Raw genomic sequence first — 21,568 nt, forward strand, 5'->3', positions numbered from 1 at the left:
GGGACCCCCGGCGGCGCCCGCGGCCTGTTCCGGCCCCGGTCGGGAACGGGGACCGGACCGGCGAAGGGACTCTGGTGAGCACATGACCGACACCGCGCACGAGGTGGCCGACCTCGGCCTGGCCCGTGCCGGGATCCGCCGCGTGGACTGGGCGGAGCACTCGATGCCGGTGCTGCGCAGCGTGCGCGAGCGCTTCGCGTCGGAACGCCCCCTGGAGGGGCTGCGCGTGGCCGCGTGCCTGCACGTGACGGCCGAGACCGCGAACCTGCTGCGCGCCCTGCGCGCGGGCGGCGCCGAGGTGGCGCTGGCGGCGTCCAACCCGCTGTCCACCCAGGACGACACCGCGGCGGCCCTGGTCGCCGAGTACGGTGTTTCGGTCTACGCATGGGCCGGGATGGATCCGGCATCCTACGACCGAAACCTGGTGACGGTCCTGGAGACGCGTCCGCACCTGATCCTGGACGACGGGTGCGACCTGGTCAACACCGCGCACGCGGACCGGCCCGACCTGCTGGAGGGCGTGCTGGGCGGCTGCGAGCAGACCACCACCGGCGTCATCAGGCTGCGCAGGATGAGCGCCGAGGGCGAGCTGCGCCTGCCGATGGTGGCGGTCAACGACACCGCCACCAAGCGCATGTTCGACAACCGGTACGGGACCGGCCAGTCCACCATCGACGGCATCCTGCGGGCGACCAACGCGCTGCTCGCCGGGCGCACGGTCGTGGTAGCCGGGTTCGGCTACTGCGGACGGGGGCTCGCGGAGCGGGCCCGCGGCATGGGGGCCAGGGTGGTCGTCACCGAGGTCGACCCGGTCAAGGCCCTGGACGCGGTCATGCAGGGCTACACCGTCACGACGATGGAGGAGGCCGCTCCGGTCGGTGACGTGTTCGTCACCGTAACCGGGAACCGCGACGTGGTCCGGGCCGAGCACCTGGAGCGGATGAAGGACGGCGCCATCCTCGCCAATTCGGGCCACTTCGACCTGGAGATCGACCTGGCCGCCCTGGAGCGGCTGGCCGTCGCGGTCGACCGCGGGGTCCGCGACCAGGCCGAGGAGTACGTGTTCGCGGACGGGCGCCGCGTCCTGCTCCTGTCGGAGGGGCGCCTGGTCAACCTCGGCGCCGCCGAGGGCCACCCCGCGGCCGTCATGGACATGTCGTTCGCGGTGCAGGCCCTGACCACGGAGTGGCTGGCGGCGAACCACGCCGACATGGGGCCGGGGGTGCTGGAGGTGCCCGCGGGCATCGACACGGAGGTGGCCCGGCTGGAACTGGCCTCGCTCGGGGTGCGGATCGACTCGCTCACCCCGGGCCAGGAGGACTACCTGCGCTCCTGGCGTCCCTGAGCCCCCGGTGCGCCGCGGCTCCGGGGCCGCGGCGCACCCGGGCCCGTCAGCGGTGGGGGTACGGGCCGCCCTGCTGGGGCCCCGCCTGCGGGTGGCCGCCGTACTGCTGCGTGTACCCCGGCCGGTGCGGGTGGCCCGGGGCCTGTCCGAACCCGCCGTACTGCTGCGCGTGGCCGTCCGGCCGTCCCGGATACCCCTGCGGGGGCTGCTGTGCGTGGTCGGGCGGCTGCGCGGCGGCCTCGTGGCGCCGGCGGCGCTCGGCGAGCACGGCGGCCAGGAAGTACGGAGGGGTGGTGCCGGGCGGCGGAGGCGGGCTGACCTGCGCGGCGACGGCGTCGGCCAGCCTGATCCCCATCTCGTGGCGGGTGTGCTCGGCCAGCTCGCCGTAGCGGAGCACGTACTGGCGGGCGGCGGCCGCCGTCTCCGCGGACAGCCGGGACAGCTCGACGCCCGCCGCCCACCCGGCCAGGTGCTGCGGCATGGGGACGACCTCGTCGCGGCGGCTGCCGCCGCGCTCCTCCACCACCATGGTCCCGGCGACGAAGTCGCCCACCCGGCGGCCGTCCCGGTTGACCATCGACGTGATGAGCGCGACCGTGCCCGTGGTCATCCAGATCTCCACGAACGCCGCCAGCCCGCGCGCCAGCGCCTGCCGGAACCGCTCGGGCGAGCCGTCGGTGCCGACCACCCGCAGGCCCAGCGCCATCTTCCCGAGCGAGCGCCCGCGCGAGACCGTCTCGAAGACGGTCGGGTAGCCGACCAGGACCAGGACGAGGCCCGCCAGCGAGACCGCGGCCGTCGCCGCCGCGTCGATGCCGGTGCTGATCCACGACGTCAGGATGCCGAGCGCGATCAGCGCGATGATCTGGACGATGACGTCGATGGCCAGGGCCGCGGCCCTCGTGGCGAAGCCCGCCGGACGCAGGTCGAGCACCACCGCGTCACCGGTGACCAGTGGTGTCACGCCGTACACGTCGCCGCGGGTGTCACCGTTGCCGGGATAGGACACCAGCACACGCTCCCTCAGGGCTGTCTGAAACCGTCCCCATGACATTACCCGCCACATGGGACGGCGGGTTCGCCTCGCGGGCACCGCCCCGAGCCGAACCGATAGGGTCCCATGCGTGGATATCGACGTGTTCGCCGCGGTGCACGCCCGGGACTGGGAACGGCTGGACGATCTGGTGCGCAGGCGCCGTTCACTGGACGGTGAGGAGATCGACGAACTCGTCGAGCTCTACCAGAGGGTGTCCACCCACCTGTCGGTCGTGCGCTCCTCGGGCCAGGACCCGGCCCTCGTCGGCAGGCTGTCGGCACTGGTGGCGCGCGCCCGGTCGGCGGTGACCGGCGCCCACGCGTCCGCGTGGCGGGACGTCGGGGGCTTCTTCACCCGGGTGTTCCCGGCGGTGCTGTACCGGCTCCGGTGGTGGTGGATCGGGACGTCCGCGGGCACGGTCGCGGTCGCCGCGGTCACGGCCGCGTGGATCGTCAACGACCCCGACGTGCTCCACGCCCTCGGCACCCCGGAGTCGATGGCCCGGTACGTCGAGCACGACTTCGCCAACTACTACGTCGAGAACCCCGCGGGCTCGTTCGCCGCCCAGGTGTGGACGAACAACGCGTGGGTGGCCGCCCAGGCGATCATCTTCGGGGTGGCGTTCGGCCTGCCCACCATCGCGGTGCTGGCCATGAACGGGATCAACATCGGCATGGCGGCGGGCATGATGATCGCCCACGGGCGCGGCGACGTGTTCTTCGGGCTGATCCTCCCGCACGGCCTGCTGGAGATGACGGCCGTGTTCGTGGCCGGGGGCGTGGGCCTCAAGCTCGGCTGGACGATCATCTCCCCGGGGGACCGCACCCGCATGCGCGCCCTGGGCGAGGAGGCCCGTGCCGCCATCGCCGTGGTGCTGGGCCTGGTGGTCGTGCTGTTCGTCTCGGGCCTGATCGAGGGCTTCGTGACCGGCTGGGTGCACGTCACCTGGCAGAGGATCGGCATCGGCGTGGTCGCCGAGGCGCTGTTCGTGCTCTACGTGTTCACGGTGGGCCGCAGGGCGTACCTGGCGGGCGAGACCGGAGACATCGAGAACGCGCCGGAGGCCGTACCGGTCGCCTGAGAACCCCTGCGCCGCCGGGCTCTCCGTGGCAGCATCGCACCATGGACACCCACACCCCCCGGAACGGCCCGCGCGGCGGCGTCCGGGGGAGTCGGCACCGGGAGGCGGTGCCCGCCGTGCCCGCGTGGTTCACGAGCTCCCACGGCGCCGCCGAGACCTGCTGCGTCGAGGTGGCGGTCACCGCGTCCGCCGTTCGCGTGCGGGACTCCGCGCACAGGGGGGCGGGGACGCTCAGGCTCGACGCACCGGAGTGGACGGCCCTGGTGCGTGCGGTCAACGGCTCCTGAGACGGAGGCTCAGCGGGTCGTCCCGGGTCCGGGTTCCGCGACCTCATCGATGCGCCTTTTGACCGTCTCCACCTGGGGGTGCTCCTCGCCCAGCTGCTCCTCCCAGTTCCGGAGGACGCCGGTGAAGATCCCGAGGGCCTCGGCGCACTCCCCCCGCTCCTGTGCCGCGCGGCCCACGTAGTAGGCCGCGTCCGCGGTGAGGTGGTGCCCCGCCCCCAGCACGCGTTCGCGCACGCGGTGCACACGGCGGAACCCGGTCTCCGCCGCGGCGGGGTCCCCGAGGCGCATGGTCACGTAGGCGGGGTTCTGGGCGATGAACAGGTGGAGGGGGTCCTCCTCCCCGGCTGCCCGGAGGCTCGCCTCCCTCACCTCCGACAGGATCTCCCCGGCCTCGTCCCAGCGCTCGCGGCGGATCGAGACCAGGCCGAGCTGGTAGGCGGTGTCCAGGGTGTCGGGGTGCTCGGGGCCCAGGGGCCCGGCCCGGTCCGCGTGCAGCTCCTCGCGTCCGCGCACGGCGGTCGCCGGGCGCGGGGTGTCCAGCGACACGTCGACCAGGGGCGGGGGAGGCGTCTGCGACGCGTGGATCGTGACACCGCCGTGGATGCCGCGGGCCTGCACCAGCTGGCCGTGGACGTCGCCCCGGAAGGCGTTGGCGGACCTGTCGTCGCACGAGCCGTCGGCGGCTCCGGGGGAGAGGGGCATACGGCCATGGTGCCCGTCCGGAGGCCGTCCCGTGAAGGGGACGGAGGGCCCGGACGGGCGCCACGGGCGCGTCGGAGGCCCCTACAGCCGCCCCTGCGCCTTCAGGTTGATGTACGCGTCCGCGAGCGCGGGAGCGATGTGCTCGGGGTCGGCGTCGACCACCTCCACGCCCAACCGGCGCAGCTCGGCGGTCACCCGCCGCCGCTCGCTCAGCGTCCGCTCGGCCGCCGCGGCCCGGTACAGGGCGTCGGCGCCGCCGCGCTCCCCCGCCATCCCGTCGACCGCGGGGTCCCGCACGGCCGCGACCAGCAGCAGGTGGCGCGACGTCAGCAGGGGCAGCCTCGGCAGCAGCCCCTCCTCCAGCGCCGCCGCGTTCAGGTCGGTGAGCAGTACCACGAGCCGCCTGGACCGCCCCTGGGTGCCCAGGACGGTTCCGACGAGCCCGGCCGGATCGGACTCCACCAGCTCCGCCTCCAGCGGGGCCATGGCCTCCACGATCCGGTTCACCTGGCTGCCCTTGCCGGACGACCGCACCTGGGCGCGCGTGCGCCGGTCGTAGGCCATGAAGTCCACCCGGTCGCCCGCCCGGCCCGCCAGCGCGGCCAGCAGCAGGGCGGCGTCCATGGCGTGGTCCAGCCGCGGGGTGTCGCCCACCCGGCCCGCCGAGGTGCGCCCCGTGTCCAGCACGATGAGGATGCGCCGGTCCCGCTCGGGGCGCCACGTCCGCACCACCACGCCGTCGTTGCGGGCGGTGGCCCGCCAGTCGATCGACCGCACGTCGTCGCCGGGCACGTAGTCGCGCAACGAGTCGAACTCGCTGCCCTGACCGCGCACCATCGCCGTGTGCTGGCCTTCCAGCTCGCGCAGCCGCGAGAGCTTGCCGGGCAGGTGGCGGCGGCTGTGGAACGGCGGCAGGGTCCGCACGGTCCACGGCGCGGTCAGCGTCCGCTGCCTGCCCGCCAGTCCCAGCGGGCCGATGGTGCGCACGGTCACCCCGGCGGCCCGGGCGTCACCGCGCCGGCTCGGGGTCAGGGTCGTCGTCACCCGGCGCCTCTCGCCCGCGTCCACCCGGACCGGCTGACTGCGCGGCGCCGCGTGCGAGCTCGGCGGCCACGCGTCCCGCACCGAGCCGCGCAGCCTGCGCCGGGTCGGGTTGGCGAGGGTCACGTGCACCACCGCGGAGTCGCCCAGGCGCAGCGAGGAGTCCCCGTCCCGGGAGAGCCGCAGCGCCGCAGGGCTCGCGGCGAGGCACACGTCGGCGACGAGCAGCAGCGCCAGCAGCACCAGGGCCGCGACGGCGGCCCAGGCGCCGACCAGGCCGGACAGCGCCACCGCGACCGTCGCGAGGAACGCCAGCAGGACCGCCCTGCCGGTGACCACCATCAGCGCGGTACCGGGACGGAGGCGAGCACACCGTCCAGGATTCCGTCGGTGGTCGCGCCCTCCAGCTCGGCCTCCGGGCGCAGGGCGATCCGGTGCCGCAGCGTTCCCTTGGCGAGGGCCTTCACGTCGTCGGGGATCACGTAGTCGCGGCCCGACAGCCACGCCCACGCGCGGCTGGTGCGCAGCAGCGCCGTGGCGCCGCGGGGGGACGCGCCCAGCTGCAGGGACGGCGAGTGCCGCGTGGCCCTGCACAGGTCGACGATGTAGCCGAGCACCTCGGGCGCGATCCGCACCCGCTGCACGGCCTCGCGGGCCGCCCGAAGTTCGGCGGCGCCCGCCACCGGGACCACCCCGGCGGCGGCCAGGTCGCCCGGGTCGAAACCGGCCGCGTGCCGGCCCAGCATCTCCACCTCGGCGGCCCGTTCGGGCAGCGGGACGGTGACCTTGAGCAGGAACCGGTCCAGCTGCGCCTCGGGCAGCGGGTAGGTGCCCTCGTACTCCACCGGGTTCTGGGTGGCCGCCACCATGAACGGGTCCGGCAGCGCGACCGGGCTGCCCTCCACCGTCACCTGCCGCTCCTCCATGGCCTCCAGCAGCGAGGCCTGGGTCTTGGGCGGGGTCCGGTTGATCTCGTCGGCCAGCAGCAGGTTGGTGAAGACCGGCCCCTTGAGGAACTCGAACTTCGCGGTGTGCTGGTCGTAGACGAGCGAGCCCGTCACGTCGCCCGGCATCAGGTCGGGCGTGAACTGCACCCGCTTGTGGTCCAGGGACAGGGCCGCGGAGAGGGTGCGCACCAGCAGCGTCTTGGCGACGCCGGGCACACCCTCCATCAGGACGTGGCCGCGGCACAGCAGTGCCACGACCAGGCCGGTCACCGTCTCGTCCTGGCCCACGACCGCCTTGGCCACCTCGCGGCGCAGGGCGACCAGCGCCGCGCGTGCCTCGTCGGCGGATGGCGGTGCCTCGGGTGTGAAGGCGCTCACGTGCCGTCTACCTCTCTCGATACCTGGTCGTTCACTGTGTCGTGGCGGGGGGAGGGCGCCCGGCGGGATGCCGCGGGGGTCACCTCAGCCTCCGGGTGCGCTCGTCGAGTTCGTCGGCGAGCCGGACGAGCGCGTCGTCGTCGGCCGCGTAGGGGTCGTGGCCGTCCGGGTAGAGGAGGGCGCGCAGGTGGCCGGGGTCGTCCCCGGTCCTGGCGGCGACGGTCTCCACGACCGCCTCCGGCGCCGTCTCCGCGCTGAGGCCGAGCTTGGGCACCGTGCGCTCCAGGAAGCCCGAACGCAGGGCGTACGCGGCCCTGTCCCGCGCCTTGCGCGCCTGGTACAGCCCGGCGCGCCCCTCCGTGGTCTCCGAGGCGCGCACGACGACGGGGAGGGCCTCGGGGACCAGGGCGCCCATCCGGCGGCCCCGCCACAGGGCGAGGAGCAGCAGGGTGGCGACCAGGGGGACCAGGGACCAGCGCAGGCCCGGCGGGACGAGCTCCCACAGGGTGGCGCTGCCCTCCTGCCGAGGCGGGTCGGGACGGAGCCACACCACGTCGTCCGCGGCCATGAGGTTCATCGCGAGCGCGGCGTTGCCCCCGGTGTCGAGGGCGGTGTTGGTCAGGGGGGTCCCCGTGCCGAGGACGGTGGTGGCCGTCCCGCCGTCCTCCACGCGGAGGAGGGCGTCGCCGCTCCCGCCCGGGTAGCACCCGGTGGCGTCGGCCCCCGCCGGAGCCGTGTAGAGCTCGCCGCCGACGGTGGCGTTCCCCGCGGCCTCCGCGGCGGGGAGACCGCACTCGGGGGCGAAGCCGTACTCCAGGATGTTGTCGGGCACCTCCCGCCCGGTCACCTCGACCCCGGGCGCGAACGCCGCGAGGGAGGCCACGGAGGGCTGCACCAGGACGGTGTCCGTGTCGAGGGCGGCCAGCTCCTCCAGTTCGGAGGGCAGCAGCCGGTGGTCGAGGGTCACCACGAGCACGGCGTCGCCGCCGGCCCGCGCGACGGCCTCGCCCGCGGCGGCCGAGGAGCGGACGACGTCGACGTCGCGGTCCTCGCCCAGGACCTCGACCAGGGCGCGTGTGCCGTCGGGGGACACGGAGCCGGGTTCCAGGTAGCCGGTGGGGAACCGCTCGGTACCCAGGGAGAGCAGCACCGAGACGACGACGAGGGCGGTGACCACGGCGACGGGCGTGCGCGCGGAACGCCACACGCGGAGTGCGCGGGGGGCGTCCGGGCCGCCGTCCCCGGGGGCGCCGGTCCGGGGCGGCGCGGCGGGGGCTGTGGCCGTCATCCTCGCGCCTCCTCGGCGGGGCGGGCGGCCCTGAGCCGCGTGTCCAGTTCGCGCATGGTCCGCGCCGAGTCGGCGGTCGCGGAGCGGTCGCCGTACGCCACGTCGTTGAAGATCCGGGCGCCCTCGTGCAGTCCGTCCGCCTCGCCGGGCAGCAGCACGGAGGCCTCGGCGGCCAGTTCCGTGGCCGTGCGCCCGGCGCGCGGCGCGACGATCACCCGGTCCTCGAGGTCGACGCTGATGGCGCGCAGGCGCTCGGCGACGGCCGCGGCGTACTCGCCCGCGGCCTCGTGGCGGTCGGCGGCGGCCCGGTGGTCGGTCGCGGACAGGACCGCGCCCTCGTGCACGGGCGGCCCGGCGGCGCGGCTCCGCGAGGGCCGCAGCCAGAGGATCAGCCAGACCGCCAGGGCGGCGACGACCAGCAGGAGCGGGGCGAGGACCACCCAGCCCCCGAAGACCCCGGAGCCCGCCTCGGCGAGCCCGTCGATGAGGCCGGAGAGCCAGTCGAGGAAGCGGTCGAGGAGGCCAGGCTCCTGCTCCCCGTACAGGGGGTCGCTCAGCTCCTCGACGGCGCGCCTGCGACCCTCGTCCCGGCTGACCTCGCCGGCGGCCGAGAGGTGGAGGCTCACGTCCGCGGCTCCGGCAGGTAGATCTCCGGTCCGGCCTCGTAGCCGGCCCGGGCCGCCTCGTGCAGCTTCAGGTCGAGGCCCTCACGGCGCATGCGCAGGTCGACGTAGAGCAGGGTGGTGACGCCGGCCGAGAAGGGCTGGGTGACCGCGTAGACCAGCACCGTGCCCACGTAGGTGAGGGCGGCGGAGGCGACGACGGTCCAGGTCGCGGTCGCGTCGATGAAGGTGAACACCCCGGCGGCGATGCCGAACGGCATGTTGAGGATCGAGCCGACGAGGAGGACGATCACCAGCGTCAGCAGCCAGTAGCCGCACGTGCGCCACCACTGCCCCTGGGACAGGCGCCAGGAGCGGGCCATGGCCTGTCCCGGGCCGAGGCGTTCGAGCACGATCATCGGCATGGCGTAGTAGAGCCGGACCCAGATCCACGTGCTCGGCGCCACGACGACGGCGGTGGCCAGCAGGAACACCAGGAGGCCGACGACGATGCCGGCGGCCGGCCCCCCTTCGACGCCCACGACGATGCCGAGCACGAACGAGAGGGTCGCCGCCACCACGAAGGCGGTCCACATGACGAACTGGATGGCCAGCTTGACGAGCGCGAGGCCGATGATGGCCCCGATCCGGCCGCGGGCTGCCTCCCACGCCTGGCGGGGCGTGAGGCGGTGCCCGAGCACGGCCATGCCGATGGCGGCGGCGAGCAGGCCCAGGAGGACGAATCCGCCGAGGTAGACGATGAGCTCGCCCGCGAACATCAGGACGAAGGTCAGCGGGGAGCCGGGAAACAGCGGGGCGTTCGGGTCGACGGCGGCCGGATCGACGAGGACCTCGTCCATCCAGGCCGTGTAGTCGTCCAGGTACCAGGCCGAGGCCAGCGAGGTCAGCACGGCGGCGATGGCCATGACGACCAGGGAGAGGCCGACCGTGGTCCTCGGGTTGCTCCGGATGAGGCTGAACGCGCCGTTGAAGACGTCGCCGAGGGCCAGGGGGCGGAGCGGGACGACACCGGGCTTGGGTGCGCGGGGGATCCCGGGGGGAAGGGGCGAGCCGTATCCGGGCTGGGGAGCGTACCCCTGCGGCCCGTACCCCTGCGGCCCGTAGCCGGGCGGCTGACCGTATCCCGGCTGTCCGTGGCCCTGCTGTCCGTACCCGGGCTGGGGCGCGTAACCCTGCTGCCCGTATCCGGACGGGGGGTCGTAGCCCTGCTGCCCGTACGACTGCGGTCCGGCGCCGGGCGCCCCGTACGGGTCCTGCGGCGGCACGTCCCCGTGGGCGGGCCCGCCCGAACCCGGCGCGGCGAAGCCCGGCCGCTCCTGCGGGCCGGACGGGACCGCCGGTCCGCCCGCGGGGGGCTCGGGCGCGGACGGCGCGCTCCCGGGGGCGGCCCAGCCGCCCGGCTCCGAAGGTGCACCCCCGGAGGAACCGCCATCGCCAGGGGCGCCGGGACTGCTTCCCGACGTGTCCCGGTGGTCGTCCTCCTGGGTCATGTGCTCCGCCCTCCGTGGTGTTCGGTTACGCTGCGCGAGCGGATCCGCGCGATTTCTACCGTGTTGGAATCCAACCTACCGGCCGGTTCCACCAGTGCCCGGCGGCCCTGGCGCGCGTCCAGCAACAACCGACGCACTTCATTCCTTTTGTATGCTTTCTGTTACCAACAGGCCAAGTCGCGAAGGTTTTCGGACCGGCGCAGCCAGGGCCGACACCGCCGGTGGTCGAAATCGGTCCGCACGGAGCGAAATGCATCGACCACTCTCCCAACCCCGCCCGAAGGTGGCAAGGTTGGGGGGACAAAGCAGTTCCTTGCGTCGAGGAGCAGGGGCGCACCGACCGTTTACGCCGCTTGAGTGTTCCAGAGAGAGGAGTAGGCGCCGCGAAATCCGCCCGCGAGGCGGTGCTGACGCCCGGCGCCGGACACACACATGAAGGGACGTGTACTGGTTGTCGACGATGACCTCGCCCTCGCCGAGATGCTGGGCATCGTGCTGCGGGGTGAGGGATTCGAGCCCTCGTTCGTGCATGACGGGGACAAGGCCCTGGAGGCCTTCCGCGAAACCAAGCCCGACCTGGTCCTCCTCGACCTGATGCTGCCCGGGGCCGACGGGATCGACGTGTGCCGCCAGATCCGCGCGGAGTCGGGCGTGCCCATCGTCATGCTCACCGCCAAGAGCGACACCATCGACGTCGTCCTGGGCCTGGAGTCGGGGGCCGACGACTACATCGTCAAGCCGTTCAAGCCCAAGGAGCTGGTGGCCAGGGTCCGCGTGCGGCTGCGCCGCACCGAGGAGCCCGCTCCCGAGGTCCTCCAGATCGGTGACATCACCATCGACGTCGCCGGGCACGCCGTGCGCCGCGACGGCGAGCAGATCAGCCTCACCCCCCTGGAGTTCGACCTCCTGGTCGCCCTGGCCCGCAAGCCGCGCCAGGTCTTCACCCGCGAGGTCCTGCTGGAGCAGGTGTGGGGCTACCGCCACGCGGCGGACACCCGCCTGGTCAACGTCCACGTCCAGCGCCTGCGCGCCAAGATCGAGAAGGACCCCGAGCACCCCGAGGTCGTCGTGACCGTCCGCGGTGTCGGCTACAAGGCCGGAACCGCCTGATACCGCAGGGCCGCACATGACCGCAGGTACACCCGAGGAGGAGCGGGGGGCCGACTCCGAGGGGCAACGGTCCGTCCCGCCCTCCGGGCTGCCCGCTCCCGGAGGGCGGTGGCGTGACGGCGAGACGGGCCTGACCCGCACCTACCTGTTCGCCCAGAGGGCCGCCCGCGCCCTGGTGCGCGGCGTGCACACCAACTGGCGCCGCTCGCTCCACCTGCGGGTCATCTCCACCACGCTGGTGCTGTCCCTGCTGGTCATGGTGGGGCTCGGGTACGCGATGATCTCCCAGGTGCGCGGCGGGCTGCTCGACGCCAAGATCACCACCGCGGTCACCGACCACCGGGCCGGGCTCAACTACGCCCTCGCCGAGCTCCAGGAGAACGACGGGGGCGACCGCGACCGGCTCCTGTACAACCTCGCCAGCGAGCTCACCAGCCGCAGCGGCGACACCGGTCTCTACAGCGTGGTCATCCTGCCCTCGGTGAGCGACGAGCTCGGGTGGGCGACCGGCGAGGGCAGCGTCCCGCCGCGCCTGATCGAGCAGGTCCGCCAGTCCGAGGCGAACGACCAGCAGTACCACACGTACACGCGGGTCACCACCGAGCAGGGCGAGGAGGAGCCCGCGCTGGTCGTCGGCGCCCAGCTCACGCACGCCTACGAGCTGTACTACCTGTTCCCGCTCCAGCACGAGCAGGAGATCCTCGACCTCGTCCAGAACACGGTCGCGCTGGTCGCGGTCCTGCTGGTCATACTCCTCGGGCTGATCGCGTTCGTCATCACCCGGCAGGTGGTGAGCCCGGTCCGCTCCGCAGCCCAGTCCGCGGAGCGGCTGGCCGCCGGCGACCTCACCGAGCGCATGACCGTGCAGGGCGAGGACGACCTGGCCAGGCTGGCCGTCTCCTTCAACGACATGGCGGGCAACCTGGAGGAGAAGATCAAGGAGCTGGAGGAGCTGTCCAAGCTCCAGCGCCAGTTCGTCTCCGACGTCTCCCACGAGCTGCGCACCCCGCTGACCACCATCAAGATGGCCGGTGACCTGCTCTTCGACGACCGGGACGAGCTCGACCCCACCATGCGCCGCTCCGTCGAGCTGCTGCAGAGCCAGGTCGAGCGCTTCGAGGAGCTCCTCGCCGACCTGCTGGAGATCAGCCGCCACGACGCGGGCGCCGCCACGCTCGGCATCGAGTCGGCGGACGTCCGCGACGCCGTCATGAGGGCCGTGGGCGACGCCGAGCAGATCGCCGAGCGCCGGGGCATCAAGGTGGTGCTGCGCCTTCCCGCCGAGCCCTGCCTGGCGGAGTTCGACACACGGCGGATCAACCGCATCCTGCGCAACCTCGTCGTCAACGCCATCGAGCACAGCGAGGGCCGGGACGTGGTGGTCACCGCCGCCGGGGACCGCGACGCGGTCGCCGTGGCGGTGCGCGACTACGGGGTGGGGCTCAAGGAGGGGGAGGAGCACCTGTGCTTCGACCGCTTCTGGCGCGCCGACCCCGCCCGCGTGCGCACCACCGGGGGCACGGGCCTCGGCCTGTCCATCGCCAAGGAGGACGCCGTCCTGCACGGCGGCTGGCTCCAGGCGTGGGGCCTGCCCGGACAGGGGTCCCAGTTCCGGCTGTCCCTGCCCCGCCGCTCCGGCAGCGAGCTGCGCGGCTCCCCCCTGCCCCTGGTACCGCCCGAGATCGCGCTCGGCCGCACCTTCCCGGCGTTCGGGGACAAGGACGGCGCGGCCGGGCCCAAGCCCGCGGCCAACGGCCACGCCCGCCCCGAGCGGATCCCGGGCCGGGGCGACCGGGAGGGCACGCGGTCCGGCGCCGCCGACGACACGGCCGTACGTTCCGAACGCGACCCGCGCGAGGGTGGGGAGGACGGGTCATGACAGGACCGGGCCTGATCGGCCGTGCCGTGCGCGCCTCGCTGGCGGCCGCGGCGGTGTGCGCGGCCATGGCGGCCTGCGCCTCCGTTCCGACGACGGGCCCCGTCGTCCCGGGCGCCGGGGGGGACTCCGCGGGCGACCCCTACGGCGGCTACGTGCGGCTGCTGCCCGCCGGCCCGCAGCCCGGGGTCGATCCGGAGGGCCTCGTCAGCGGCTTCCTCAAGGACATGGGCAGCTTCGAGGAGGAGCACAAGGCGGCGCGCAGCTACATGCTGCCCGAGACGGGGGAGACCTGGTCGCCCGACGGCACGGTCAAGGTCTTCGCCGACCTCGACACCGTCGACCTCGACGCCGAGATCAGCGCCGACGGGCTCACCGCGACCGTGCGGATGCGCAGCTCCCTCGTCGCCACGATCGACGAGAGCGGCAAGTACGTCTCCAGCGACAGCGGGCGCCTGCTCGACGAGCCGTTCCTGCTCGCGCGCGAGAACGGCGACCCCGACGGCGACTGGCGCATCCGGAGCCTGCCGGACGAGCTCATCCTCAGCCAGCTCGACGTGGAGCGCACGCACCGGCCCTTCAACCTGTACTTCTTCAACCCCGCGCGGAGCGCGCTGGTCCCGGACCCGGTCTACCTGCCGGTGAGCAACGAGCAGCTGCCGGAACGCCTGCTCCGCAAGCTCATCGGCGGCCCCAGCGAGTGGCTGGACCCCGCGGTGGAGTCCGCCTTCCCCCGGGGGGCCACGCCCTCCCTGGAGGTCGACGCCGAACACGCGGTCATCGACGTGGGCGCCTCCGGGGAGGTCGACGAGTTCGCCATGGGGGCGCAGATCGCCTGGACGCTCCGCCAGCTGCCGGAGATCCAGGAGTTCACGCTGAAGGTGAACGGCTCGGAGGTGGACTTCCCGGGCTCCGACGGCGAGAGCGCCGACCGGCCGCGCCCCGGCAGCGACCACTGGTCCCGGGTGAACCCCGGCGCGATCACTGGCGGGGTCCGCGCCTACTACACGCACGAGGGACAGCTCTGGTCCGCGGAGGACTGGGACGAGGGCGTCTTCGAGGAGGTCGAGCGGGTGCCGGGCCCCCTGGGGGCCGGCGACAGCCTCCTGGAGCGGTTCGCGGTGTCCGTCGACGAGAGCACCGTCGCGGGGATCACCCAGGGCGGGGGCGAGGTCGTGACGAGCTTCACCAGCCCGGGCGCGCAGATCGAGGAGGTCCTCTCGGACGGGGTCTTCACGGAGCTGTCCTGGGACGTCAACGGCAACCTGTGGGTGGTCGAGGAGACCGAGGACGCCGGGTCGGCGGAGCGCGACCCGGACGCGGAGGAGACGGCCGAGGAGGAGGCCGACACCGAGGACCCGGTCGAGGAGGGGCCGCCCCCCGCCCCGGGGACGACCGCGCTGTGGCTCCTGCGCGGCGGCGAGGAGGTGGTGCGCGTGGACGTGTCCGGGCTGCGCGACACCTCCGTGGTGCACTTCCAGATCTCCCGCGACGGCACCCGGGCCGCGCTGGTCACGGAGGAGGACGGAGAGCGGTCGCTGCAGGTGGGCCGGGTCGTGGAGGACGCCGACGGGCAGGTCGTGCTGGGGTCGTTCGTCACCCTCGCCAGGGAGCTGCAGGACCTCACCGACGTCGCGTGGCGCAGCTCCGACCAGCTGGTGGTCCTGGGCGGCCGGGACGGCGGCACCGCGCAGGCGTTCCTGGTCTCGCTGGACGGCGGGACCCCGCCAGCCAGCGCCGGGACCCCGGTCGCGAGCATGATGACCATCTCCGGAGCTCCCGGGCAGCCCCTGGTCGCCGGTTCCGACGACGGCAACATCTGGATCTCCAACGATCCCCTGAACTGGCAGAACGTGGTGGAGGGCGGAGCGCCCACCTTCCCGGGGTGACCCGGGGACGGGCCCGCACGGAGCCCTCCGGCGCGGGCTCCTCGGGCCCTGCGCGCCGCCCCGGCGCGGGCGTCCCCCGGGGCCTGTCCACAGGTCCGGGGAGGGGCTGGCGCCGGCCCCGTCCGGGCCGGATCCTGGAGGGGTGAACCACACGACACCCCTGGTCGGCGCGGTGCGCGACGCGTTCTCGGCACTGCTCGACCTGGTCCTTCCCCAACTCTGCGCCGGGTGCGCGGGCCCCTCGGGGCCCCTGTGCACGGGCTGCCTCACCCTGCTGCAGCGCCGGCCCCACCGCTGCGCGCCGAGACCGGGGTGTCCGCCCGTGTGGGCGGCGGGCCCCTACGCCGGACACCACCGCCGGGTGCTGCTCGCCTACAAGGAGGGCCGGGCCGACTCCCTGGCCCAGGTCCTGGGCGGACGCCTGGCGTCCGCCTACGAGGCGTCGGGGCTGGCGGGCCCGGACACGCTCCTCGTGCCCGTGCCGGGCCGCGGGCCGCCGCGCGACCCGCACGCCCCCGTCACCCGGCTGGCGTTCGCCTGCCTGGCCCGCGCGGGCGGTCCGGCGGCGGGGACCGTCCTGCCGCTCCTGCGCCACCGGGGCAGGCCCAGGCGCCAGGCCGGCCTGGGACGGGCCGAGAGGCTCGCCAACCGCGAGGGAACCCTGGTCGCCGTTCCCCCCTCCCGGGACCGGGCCGGGGGAGCGGCGGTCGTCGTGGACGACGTCCTCACCACGGGCGCGACGGCGGCCGAGGCGACCCGTGCGCTGAGGGCCGCGGGGATCCGGGTGGCGGGGGCGGTGGTTCTCGCCGAACGCCTCGCCGCGCACGGCGAGGGAATTCGGGCCGAGGGGGCAAGAAGGTTTTACGAACCCTCGTGAACAGGTGAAAAGTCCACGTATGCAAGGCTTTGCGGTGGTTGTCAGCGGGTTGGGAGACCGGCCGCTACCTGACATCCTCGCCAGGACAGGTTACGGTCACCGTATGGCACCCGTCCGGGTCCGTGGTTGCGCCGGAGATCAGGAGCCCTGGGAAACCCCAGGGCGCCCCTTCGGCAAGCCGATGCCAGGCGCAGGCGAAACGGCCCACGTAAGGCGACTTTTCGTCGACCGATCACGGTGCGCCTTAGAGGTAAGCCCTGCCCCGCGGAGGGTCCAGATGTCCCTCATGACAGGGAGAAGAGCAGTAGTCGCGTCTAAGAGCGGCGACACTCTCAGCAGGCGGATGTGGGGACGAAGACCAGGTCGGCCGGACGGGTGGCATGCCATACTCCGGGAGTTCGCCTTCACCGGCGGGCTCCCGGGGGCACCGCCCCACCTCTCCGGGGGCAGCGCCCCCCGAGGTGTCCCCGTACCGCTCGGCGCCCGGCGCATGCCCCCGCGGCACGGCCGACCGGGGCGTCAGCGGCCGAGTCATGGGCGTCTTGTCGCGAACACGGCAGAAGTCCTCCTCCCTGCCCGGAGAGGCCCGACCAATCGGGTCCCTGTGGCGGGTGAGGACCGTGCCCCTGGTGGGTATACGCACTTCCAAGCGAGACGTGATCCGTTCAGGATCAGGTCACGAGCGGAAGGGGGTTGACGCGCGCGACACCCCTCCGCCCCCCGACGGCGGAAGGGATGCAGAGCCAGCCTGGCCGTCGCCTTCACGGCGGTCACGCGATGAAGGGGGTCCTATGGACATCATCGTCAAGGGTCGACGCACCGGTGTGAGTGACAAGTTCCGACAGCACGTCGAGAACAAGCTCGACAGGCTCTCCAAGTGGGAGCGCAAGGGGATGACCGTCGATGTGGAGGTGTCCCAGGAGCGCAACCCCAAGCTCGCCGACGTCTGCGAGAGGGTTGAGCTGACCATCCACTCCAACGGCCCGGTCATCCGGAGCGAGGCAGCGACCTCCGACCGGTACGGAGCCCTCGACCTCGCGATCGACAAGATCGAGGCCCGTCTTCGCAAGTCCGCGGACCGCCGCAAGGTCCACCGCGGAAACCACACTCCCGTCTCCGTCGCGGCCGCCACCGCCGGCCTTCCCGGGGACCTGCCCTCAGCCACAGCGACCGCGACGCAGGCGCCCCCGGCCCAGCGGAGCGGGGAGGAGGAGATCGACGGCGCCGCGGTGGACGGCAAGTTCACCGACGAGTTCGTCGAGCTCGACACCCAGGGCGAGGCTCCCATCGTCGTCCGCGAGAAGTTCCACCGGGCCAAGCCCATGAGCATCGACCAGGCCCTGATGGAGATGGAACTCGTCGGCCACGACTTCTACCTCTTCCACGACGAGGTCAAGGACGCGCCGAGCGTCGTCTACCGCCGCAAGGGCTTCGACTACGGCGTTCTCCGCCTGGTCGACTAGGGGCGGCCCGCGGTCGGGCACACGCCCCCTCCGGGCCGGCCCGGGAGCCGGCGGCGCCCCGGCGGGCACGGCACGGTGCGCGCCTCCCCCCGCGGACCTCCGCACGGGGCACGGGCCCGGTTCCGTCCGGGAGGACGGGCTCGGGCGCCGTCCCGGGCGAACCGGCACCACCGACAACACAGCGCCGCGGCGGGTCCGTCCGGACCCGCCGCGGTCGTGCGCGCCGCTCAGGACCCCGCCCGGTCTTCCTTCCGGATGCGGTGCAGCGGTGTGTCGTGCGGCTCCTCGGACTCCACGCGCGGCGAGTCCAGCACCACGTCGCTCAGGAGGTCGTAGCGCATGGCCACGACCGCCGCCACGACGAGCAGCACACCTCCGACCGCCAGGAGCACCGCGGACATCCCCAGGGCGATGCCGACCCCGCCCACGGCGAACCCGGCGCAGGCGAGTACCACCGCCACCCAGGAGACCGCGCGCCCCCGGTGGTTGCTGGTGGGCGCCAGGCTGCCGCCCTGGCGCTGGAACCCGCGTATGCGGCCGTTCCGCCGCTGCTCGTCGTCGCTGGGGCGGTGCCGTTCCCAGGCCAGGCCCGGGTCGTCGGCGTCGTCGGGGTCCGGCGTCGGGTGGCGCCTCCTGGTGATCAGGTCGTCGAGCACCTCCACCGGACTGCGCGTCGGTGACGCCGGGCGGGCCTCCCCCGCGCCGGTCGCCTCCCCGGCGGTCTCCCGCTTGCTTCCCCTCATGGTCGCTCCCTCGATCGCGTTCGCGTTCGGCGGGCCGTGGTTCGGGTCCACGGCGTGACCTTCTACGAATGGCGTACCCGGGGATGGGGTCGGGGCTTCATGAATCGTAGGAAAAGGGTAAGAAAAGCAGATCGCCGATCGGTCCCGCCTTTGACCGGCGGCGGCGCGGGCCGGTTCGCGGGAGCCTTGGCGGAAAACCCGTGGAACGCGTTTGCGGACGCCCCCGGGGCCCGGCGCCGGGCGCCGTCCCGTACCTTCCCGCCGTACCGGGGGTGACGTGCGGGAACATTCGGGGGCGTTTCATCCGTTCCCCTGGGGGAAAGGCGTGCGAGCGCCCCCTCCCGCGGAGGGCGGGCGTATAGTTCGGGTCCTCTAGGATGTAGGCCCGAGGGCCCAGGAACCCCCGCCGCCCTCCGCGGCCACGGGAAAGCGGTCAGGCGGGCCTAGATCTGATCTCCACGTGTGTGGAGCAAACCGCGATCTGCGAGGAGCGCATAGGAAGTGCCAGGGATACTCAACAAGCTCCTGCGCGCGGGTGAGGGAAAGATCCTGCGCCGGCTGAACAAGCTCAAGGACCAGGTCAACTCCCTCGAGGACGACTACGTCGAGCTCACCGACGAGGAACTGCGCGACCTCACCCAGGAGTACAAGGACCGCTACGAGGACGGCGAGTCTCTGGACGACCTGCTCCCAGAGGCATTCGCGACCGTCCGCGAGGCCGCCAAGCGCACCCTGGGGCAGCGTCCCTTCGACGTCCAGATCATGGGCGGCGCCGCGCTCCACCTGGGCAACATCGCCGAGATGAAGACCGGTGAGGGCAAGACCCTGACCGGAAGCCTCGCGGTCTACCTCAACGCCCTCGCGGGCAGGGGCGTCCACGTCATCACGACCAACGACTACCTGGCCCGCCGAGACGCCCAGAACCTCGGCCGCATCTTCCACTTCCTCGGGCTCGAGGTCGGCGTCATCAGCCCCCAGATGACCGCGGCCGCCCGGCGCGAGGCCTACAAGGCCGACATCACCTACGGGACGAACAACGAGTTCGGCTTCGACTACCTGCGCGACAACATGGCGCTCTCGCTCAAGGACACGGTCCAGCGCGAGCACTACTTCGCCCTGGTCGACGAGGTCGACTCCATCCTCATCGACGAGGCCCGCACCCCGCTGATCATCAGCGGCCCCTCGGAGCAGAACTCCCGCTGGTACGCGGAGTTCGCCAAGATCGCCCCGCGCCTCAAGCGCGAGGTCGACTACGAGGTCGACGAGAAGAAGCGCACCGTCGGCATCACCGAGGCCGGTGTGGCCAAGGTCGAGGACTACCTGGGCATCGACAACCTCTACGAGGCGGTCAACACCCCGCTCATCAGCTTCCTCAACAACTCCCTCAAGGCGAAGGAGCTGTACAAGAGGGACAAGGAGTACATCGTCAAGGACGGTGAGGTCCTCATCGTCGACGAGTTCACCGGCCGCGTCCTCGCCGGGCGCCGCTACAACGAGGGCATGCACCAGGCCATCGAGGCCAAGGAGCGCGTCAAGATCAAGGACGAGAACCAGACTCTCGCCAAGGTCACCCTCCAGAACTACTTCCGCCTCTACGAGAAGCTCGCCGGCATGACCGGTACCGCCCAGACCGAGGCGGCGGAGTTCACCCAGACCTACAACGTCGGCGTGGTGCCCATCCCCACCAACAAGCCGATGGTGCGCCAGGACGTCAAGGACGTCGTCTACAAGCACGAGGACGCCAAGTTCCAGGCGGTCGCCGAGGACATCGCCGAGCGCCACGAGGCCGGGCAGCCCGTGCTGGTCGGCACCACCAGCGTCGAGAAGTCCGAGCTGCTGTCGCGGATGCTCAAGCGCGAGGGCGTCCCGCACGAGGTCCTCAACGCCAAGAACCACGCCCGTGAGGCGGCGATCATCGCCCGGGCGGGCAAGCTCGGCGGCGTCACCGTCGCCACCAACATGGCCGGTCGCGGTACCGACATCATGCTGGGCGGCAACCCCGACTTCCTCGCGGACGAGGAGCTCCAGGGGCGCGGCCTGAGCCCGCTGGAGACCCCGGAGGAGTACGAGGCCGCCTGGCCGGCGGCCCTGGAGAAGGCCCAGGCCGACTACGAGGAGGAGCACGAGAAGGTCGTCGAGGCCGGCGGCCTGTACGTGCTCGGAACCGAGCGGCACGAGTCGCGGCGCATCGACAACCAGCTGCGCGGCCGCTCCGGCCGCCAGGGCGACCCGGGCATCTCCCGGTTCTACCTCTCCCTCCAGGACGACCTGCTGCGACTGTTCAACAGCAGCCGTCTGGAGGTGTTCATGAACCAGCTGAACATCCCCGACGACCAGCCCATCGAGTCCGGCATGGTCAGCAAGGCCATCGCCTCGGCGCAGGGCCAGGTCGAGACGCAGAACTTCGAGATCCGCAAGAACGTCCTCAAGTACGACGAGGTCCTCAACCGGCAGCGCAAGGTCATCTACGCCGAGCGCCGCAAGGTCCTGGAGGGCCAGGACCTGCGCGAGCAGATCATCGGCATGCTGGAGGAGGTCCTGCGGGGCTACGTGGTCGAGGAGACCTCCCAGGGCGACCCCGACGAGTGGGACCTGGACAAGCTCTGGCGCGCGTTCAAGCAGGTCTACCCGATCAGCTTCACCGTCGACGAGTTCGTGGAGGAGAACGGCGACCTCCAGACGCTGACCGGCGAGATGATCGCCGAACGCGTGGTCGAGGACGCCAGGGCCGCCTACGAGACCCGCGAGGCCGACCTCGGCGAGGAAGCCATGCGCGAGGTCGAGCGCAGGGTCCTGCTCCAGGTCATGGACCGCAAGTGGCGTGAGCACCTCTACGAGATGGACTACCTCCAGGAGGGCATCGGCCTCCGCGCGATGGCTCAGCGCAACCCGCTGATCGAGTTCCAGCGCGAGGGCTTCGACATGTTCCAGCAGATGCTGGAGGCCATCAAGGAAGAGGCCGTCGGCTACCTGTTCAACGTCGAGGTGCAGGTGCGTAAGAAGGAGGAGCCCGCCCTCACCGCCACGGCCGCGGCCAGGACCGCGGCGGGCGTGGGCGGCGCCACGGGCGCCACGGCCCTCGCGACCGCGGTCGAGGAGGACGAGGAGGCCGCCGACGCGGCGTCCCCGGCCGAGGAGGCGGAGCCGGCCGAGGACGTGGTCGTCCCCGGGTTCGGCGAGGGCCAGCCGGACAGGCTCCAGTACTCCGCTCCCAGCGAGGACGGCACCGTCGAGCGCCACAGCGAGACGGTCGACGAGTTCGCCGGCACGGCGCGCAACGCGCCCTGCCCGTGCGGCTCGGGCAAGAAGTACAAGAAGTGCCACGGCGACCCGGCGGCCGCCAGATAGGCCCCGGCCGCCGACACGCGTGCGGGCGCGCCCCCGAGGGGGCG

General features: G+C 72.9%; 17 protein-coding genes. 9 read left to right on the forward strand and 8 right to left on the reverse strand.

The window, feature by feature from the left end; translation table 11 throughout:
- The first annotated feature begins 82 nt into the window (after positions 1-82).
- A complete protein-coding gene (ahcY, locus tag ACFQBR_RS17640) occupies positions 83-1,345 on the forward strand; it encodes an adenosylhomocysteinase (RefSeq protein WP_267948304.1) in 1,263 nt (420 codons plus the stop codon).
- Between the two features lie 46 nt (positions 1,346-1,391).
- Here the strand turns inward: ahcY and ACFQBR_RS17645 are convergent, their stop codons facing one another.
- Entirely contained in the window at positions 1,392-2,360 is a 969-nt protein-coding gene (locus ACFQBR_RS17645) for an RDD family protein (protein ID WP_344182160.1), read from the reverse strand.
- 109 nt (positions 2,361-2,469) lie between these two features.
- On the opposite strand from ACFQBR_RS17645, the gene ACFQBR_RS17650 reads away from it, so the two are divergent.
- Positions 2,470-3,462 carry a stage II sporulation protein M gene (locus ACFQBR_RS17650; RefSeq protein ID WP_344182162.1) on the forward strand — a complete coding sequence of 331 codons (993 nt, stop codon included), beginning with the start codon at positions 2,470-2,472 and terminating at the stop codon, positions 3,460-3,462.
- Between the two features lie 41 nt (positions 3,463-3,503).
- Positions 3,504-3,749: a DUF397 domain-containing protein gene (locus ACFQBR_RS17655; RefSeq protein WP_344182164.1), complete on the forward strand. Its 246-nt coding sequence runs from the start codon at positions 3,504-3,506 to the stop codon at positions 3,747-3,749.
- A gap of 9 nt (positions 3,750-3,758) precedes the next feature.
- On the opposite strand, the gene ACFQBR_RS17660 is transcribed toward ACFQBR_RS17655, so the two are convergent.
- The 6 genes from ACFQBR_RS17660 to ACFQBR_RS17685 form a co-directional block, all read right to left on the reverse strand.
- Positions 3,759-4,451, reverse strand: a complete 693-nt coding sequence (locus tag ACFQBR_RS17660; RefSeq protein ID WP_344182166.1) for a tetratricopeptide repeat protein — start codon at positions 4,449-4,451, stop codon at positions 3,759-3,761.
- 81 nt (positions 4,452-4,532) lie between these two features.
- The gene (locus ACFQBR_RS17665) at positions 4,533-5,834 is read right to left on the reverse strand and encodes a DUF58 domain-containing protein (RefSeq protein WP_344182168.1); all 1,302 of its coding nucleotides are present in this window, start codon (positions 5,832-5,834) and stop codon (positions 4,533-4,535) included.
- A complete protein-coding gene (locus ACFQBR_RS17670; protein ID WP_267948310.1) occupies positions 5,834-6,817 on the reverse strand; it encodes an AAA family ATPase in 984 nt (327 codons plus the stop codon). The genes ACFQBR_RS17665 and ACFQBR_RS17670 overlap by 1 nt, the downstream gene beginning before the upstream one ends.
- Before the next feature lie 79 nt (positions 6,818-6,896).
- Complete coding sequence (locus tag ACFQBR_RS17675) at positions 6,897-8,105, reverse strand: DUF4350 domain-containing protein (RefSeq protein WP_344182170.1); 1,209 nt, start codon at positions 8,103-8,105, stop codon at positions 6,897-6,899.
- The gene (locus ACFQBR_RS17680; RefSeq protein WP_344182172.1) at positions 8,102-8,731 is read right to left on the reverse strand and encodes a DUF4129 domain-containing protein; all 630 of its coding nucleotides are present in this window, start codon (positions 8,729-8,731) and stop codon (positions 8,102-8,104) included. The genes ACFQBR_RS17675 and ACFQBR_RS17680 overlap by 4 nt, the downstream gene beginning before the upstream one ends.
- Positions 8,728-10,218 (reverse strand): glycerophosphoryl diester phosphodiesterase membrane domain-containing protein, encoded by a 1,491-nt coding sequence (locus ACFQBR_RS17685; RefSeq protein WP_344182174.1) that lies wholly within the window; start codon positions 10,216-10,218, stop codon positions 8,728-8,730. Before ACFQBR_RS17685 ends, ACFQBR_RS17680 begins: the two co-directional genes overlap by 4 nt.
- A 432-nt stretch (positions 10,219-10,650) precedes the next feature.
- On the opposite strand from ACFQBR_RS17685, the gene mtrA reads away from it, so the two are divergent.
- The 5 genes from mtrA (at position 10,651) to hpf (ending at position 17,433) form a co-directional block, all read left to right on the forward strand.
- Positions 10,651-11,328: an MtrAB system response regulator MtrA gene (gene mtrA / locus ACFQBR_RS17690; RefSeq protein WP_017570965.1), complete on the forward strand. Its 678-nt coding sequence runs from the start codon at positions 10,651-10,653 to the stop codon at positions 11,326-11,328.
- A 16-nt stretch (positions 11,329-11,344) separates the two neighbouring features.
- Complete coding sequence (gene mtrB / locus ACFQBR_RS17695) at positions 11,345-13,207, forward strand: MtrAB system histidine kinase MtrB (protein WP_267948314.1); 1,863 nt, start codon at positions 11,345-11,347, stop codon at positions 13,205-13,207.
- A complete protein-coding gene (locus ACFQBR_RS17700) occupies positions 13,204-15,093 on the forward strand; it encodes an LpqB family beta-propeller domain-containing protein (RefSeq protein WP_344182176.1) in 1,890 nt (629 codons plus the stop codon). The genes mtrB and ACFQBR_RS17700 overlap by 4 nt, the downstream gene beginning before the upstream one ends.
- Before the next feature lie 142 nt (positions 15,094-15,235).
- Positions 15,236-15,970 (forward strand): ComF family protein, encoded by a 735-nt coding sequence (locus tag ACFQBR_RS17705; RefSeq protein ID WP_344182178.1) that lies wholly within the window; start codon positions 15,236-15,238, stop codon positions 15,968-15,970.
- Positions 15,971-16,761: 791 nt separating this feature from the next.
- Positions 16,762-17,433, forward strand: a complete 672-nt coding sequence (gene hpf / locus ACFQBR_RS17710) for a ribosome hibernation-promoting factor, HPF/YfiA family (RefSeq protein WP_344182180.1) — start codon at positions 16,762-16,764, stop codon at positions 17,431-17,433.
- Positions 17,434-17,660: 227 nt separating this feature from the next.
- On the opposite strand, the gene ACFQBR_RS17715 is transcribed toward hpf, so the two are convergent.
- Positions 17,661-18,176 (reverse strand): hypothetical protein, encoded by a 516-nt coding sequence (locus ACFQBR_RS17715; RefSeq protein ID WP_344182183.1) that lies wholly within the window; start codon positions 18,174-18,176, stop codon positions 17,661-17,663.
- A 501-nt stretch (positions 18,177-18,677) separates the two neighbouring features.
- Here ACFQBR_RS17715 and secA point away from each other — a divergent pair.
- The gene (secA, locus tag ACFQBR_RS17720; protein WP_267948319.1) at positions 18,678-21,524 is read left to right on the forward strand and encodes a preprotein translocase subunit SecA; all 2,847 of its coding nucleotides are present in this window, start codon (positions 18,678-18,680) and stop codon (positions 21,522-21,524) included.
- Positions 21,525-21,568: the final 44 nt, after the last annotated feature.

It is taken from the genome of Nocardiopsis tropica, assembly GCF_042660575.1.
GTDB classification, from domain to species: Bacteria; Actinomycetota; Actinomycetes; order Streptosporangiales; family Streptosporangiaceae; genus Nocardiopsis; species Nocardiopsis tropica.

What these genes read in the sequence shown, in the direction of transcription:
- ahcY (WP_267948304.1), top strand. Translation starts at nt 83, where the DNA reads ATGACCGACACCGCGCACGAGGTGGCCGACCTCGGCCTGGCCCGTGCC.
- ACFQBR_RS17655 (WP_344182164.1), top strand. Translation starts at nt 3,504, where the DNA reads ATGGACACCCACACCCCCCGGAACGGCCCGCGCGGCGGCGTCCGGGGG.
- ACFQBR_RS17660 (WP_344182166.1), bottom strand. Translation starts at nt 4,451, where the DNA reads ATGCCCCTCTCCCCCGGAGCCGCCGACGGCTCGTGCGACGACAGGTCC.
- ACFQBR_RS17665 (WP_344182168.1), bottom strand. Translation starts at nt 5,834, where the DNA reads ATGGTGGTCACCGGCAGGGCGGTCCTGCTGGCGTTCCTCGCGACGGTC.
- ACFQBR_RS17675 (WP_344182170.1), bottom strand. Translation starts at nt 8,105, where the DNA reads ATGACGGCCACAGCCCCCGCCGCGCCGCCCCGGACCGGCGCCCCCGGG.
- ACFQBR_RS17685 (WP_344182174.1), bottom strand. Translation starts at nt 10,218, where the DNA reads ATGACCCAGGAGGACGACCACCGGGACACGTCGGGAAGCAGTCCCGGC.
- mtrA (WP_017570965.1), top strand. Translation starts at nt 10,651, where the DNA reads ATGAAGGGACGTGTACTGGTTGTCGACGATGACCTCGCCCTCGCCGAG.
- mtrB (WP_267948314.1), top strand. Translation starts at nt 11,345, where the DNA reads ATGACCGCAGGTACACCCGAGGAGGAGCGGGGGGCCGACTCCGAGGGG.
- ACFQBR_RS17700 (WP_344182176.1), top strand. Translation starts at nt 13,204, where the DNA reads ATGACAGGACCGGGCCTGATCGGCCGTGCCGTGCGCGCCTCGCTGGCG.
- hpf (WP_344182180.1), top strand. Translation starts at nt 16,762, where the DNA reads ATGGACATCATCGTCAAGGGTCGACGCACCGGTGTGAGTGACAAGTTC.
- ACFQBR_RS17715 (WP_344182183.1), bottom strand. Translation starts at nt 18,176, where the DNA reads ATGAGGGGAAGCAAGCGGGAGACCGCCGGGGAGGCGACCGGCGCGGGG.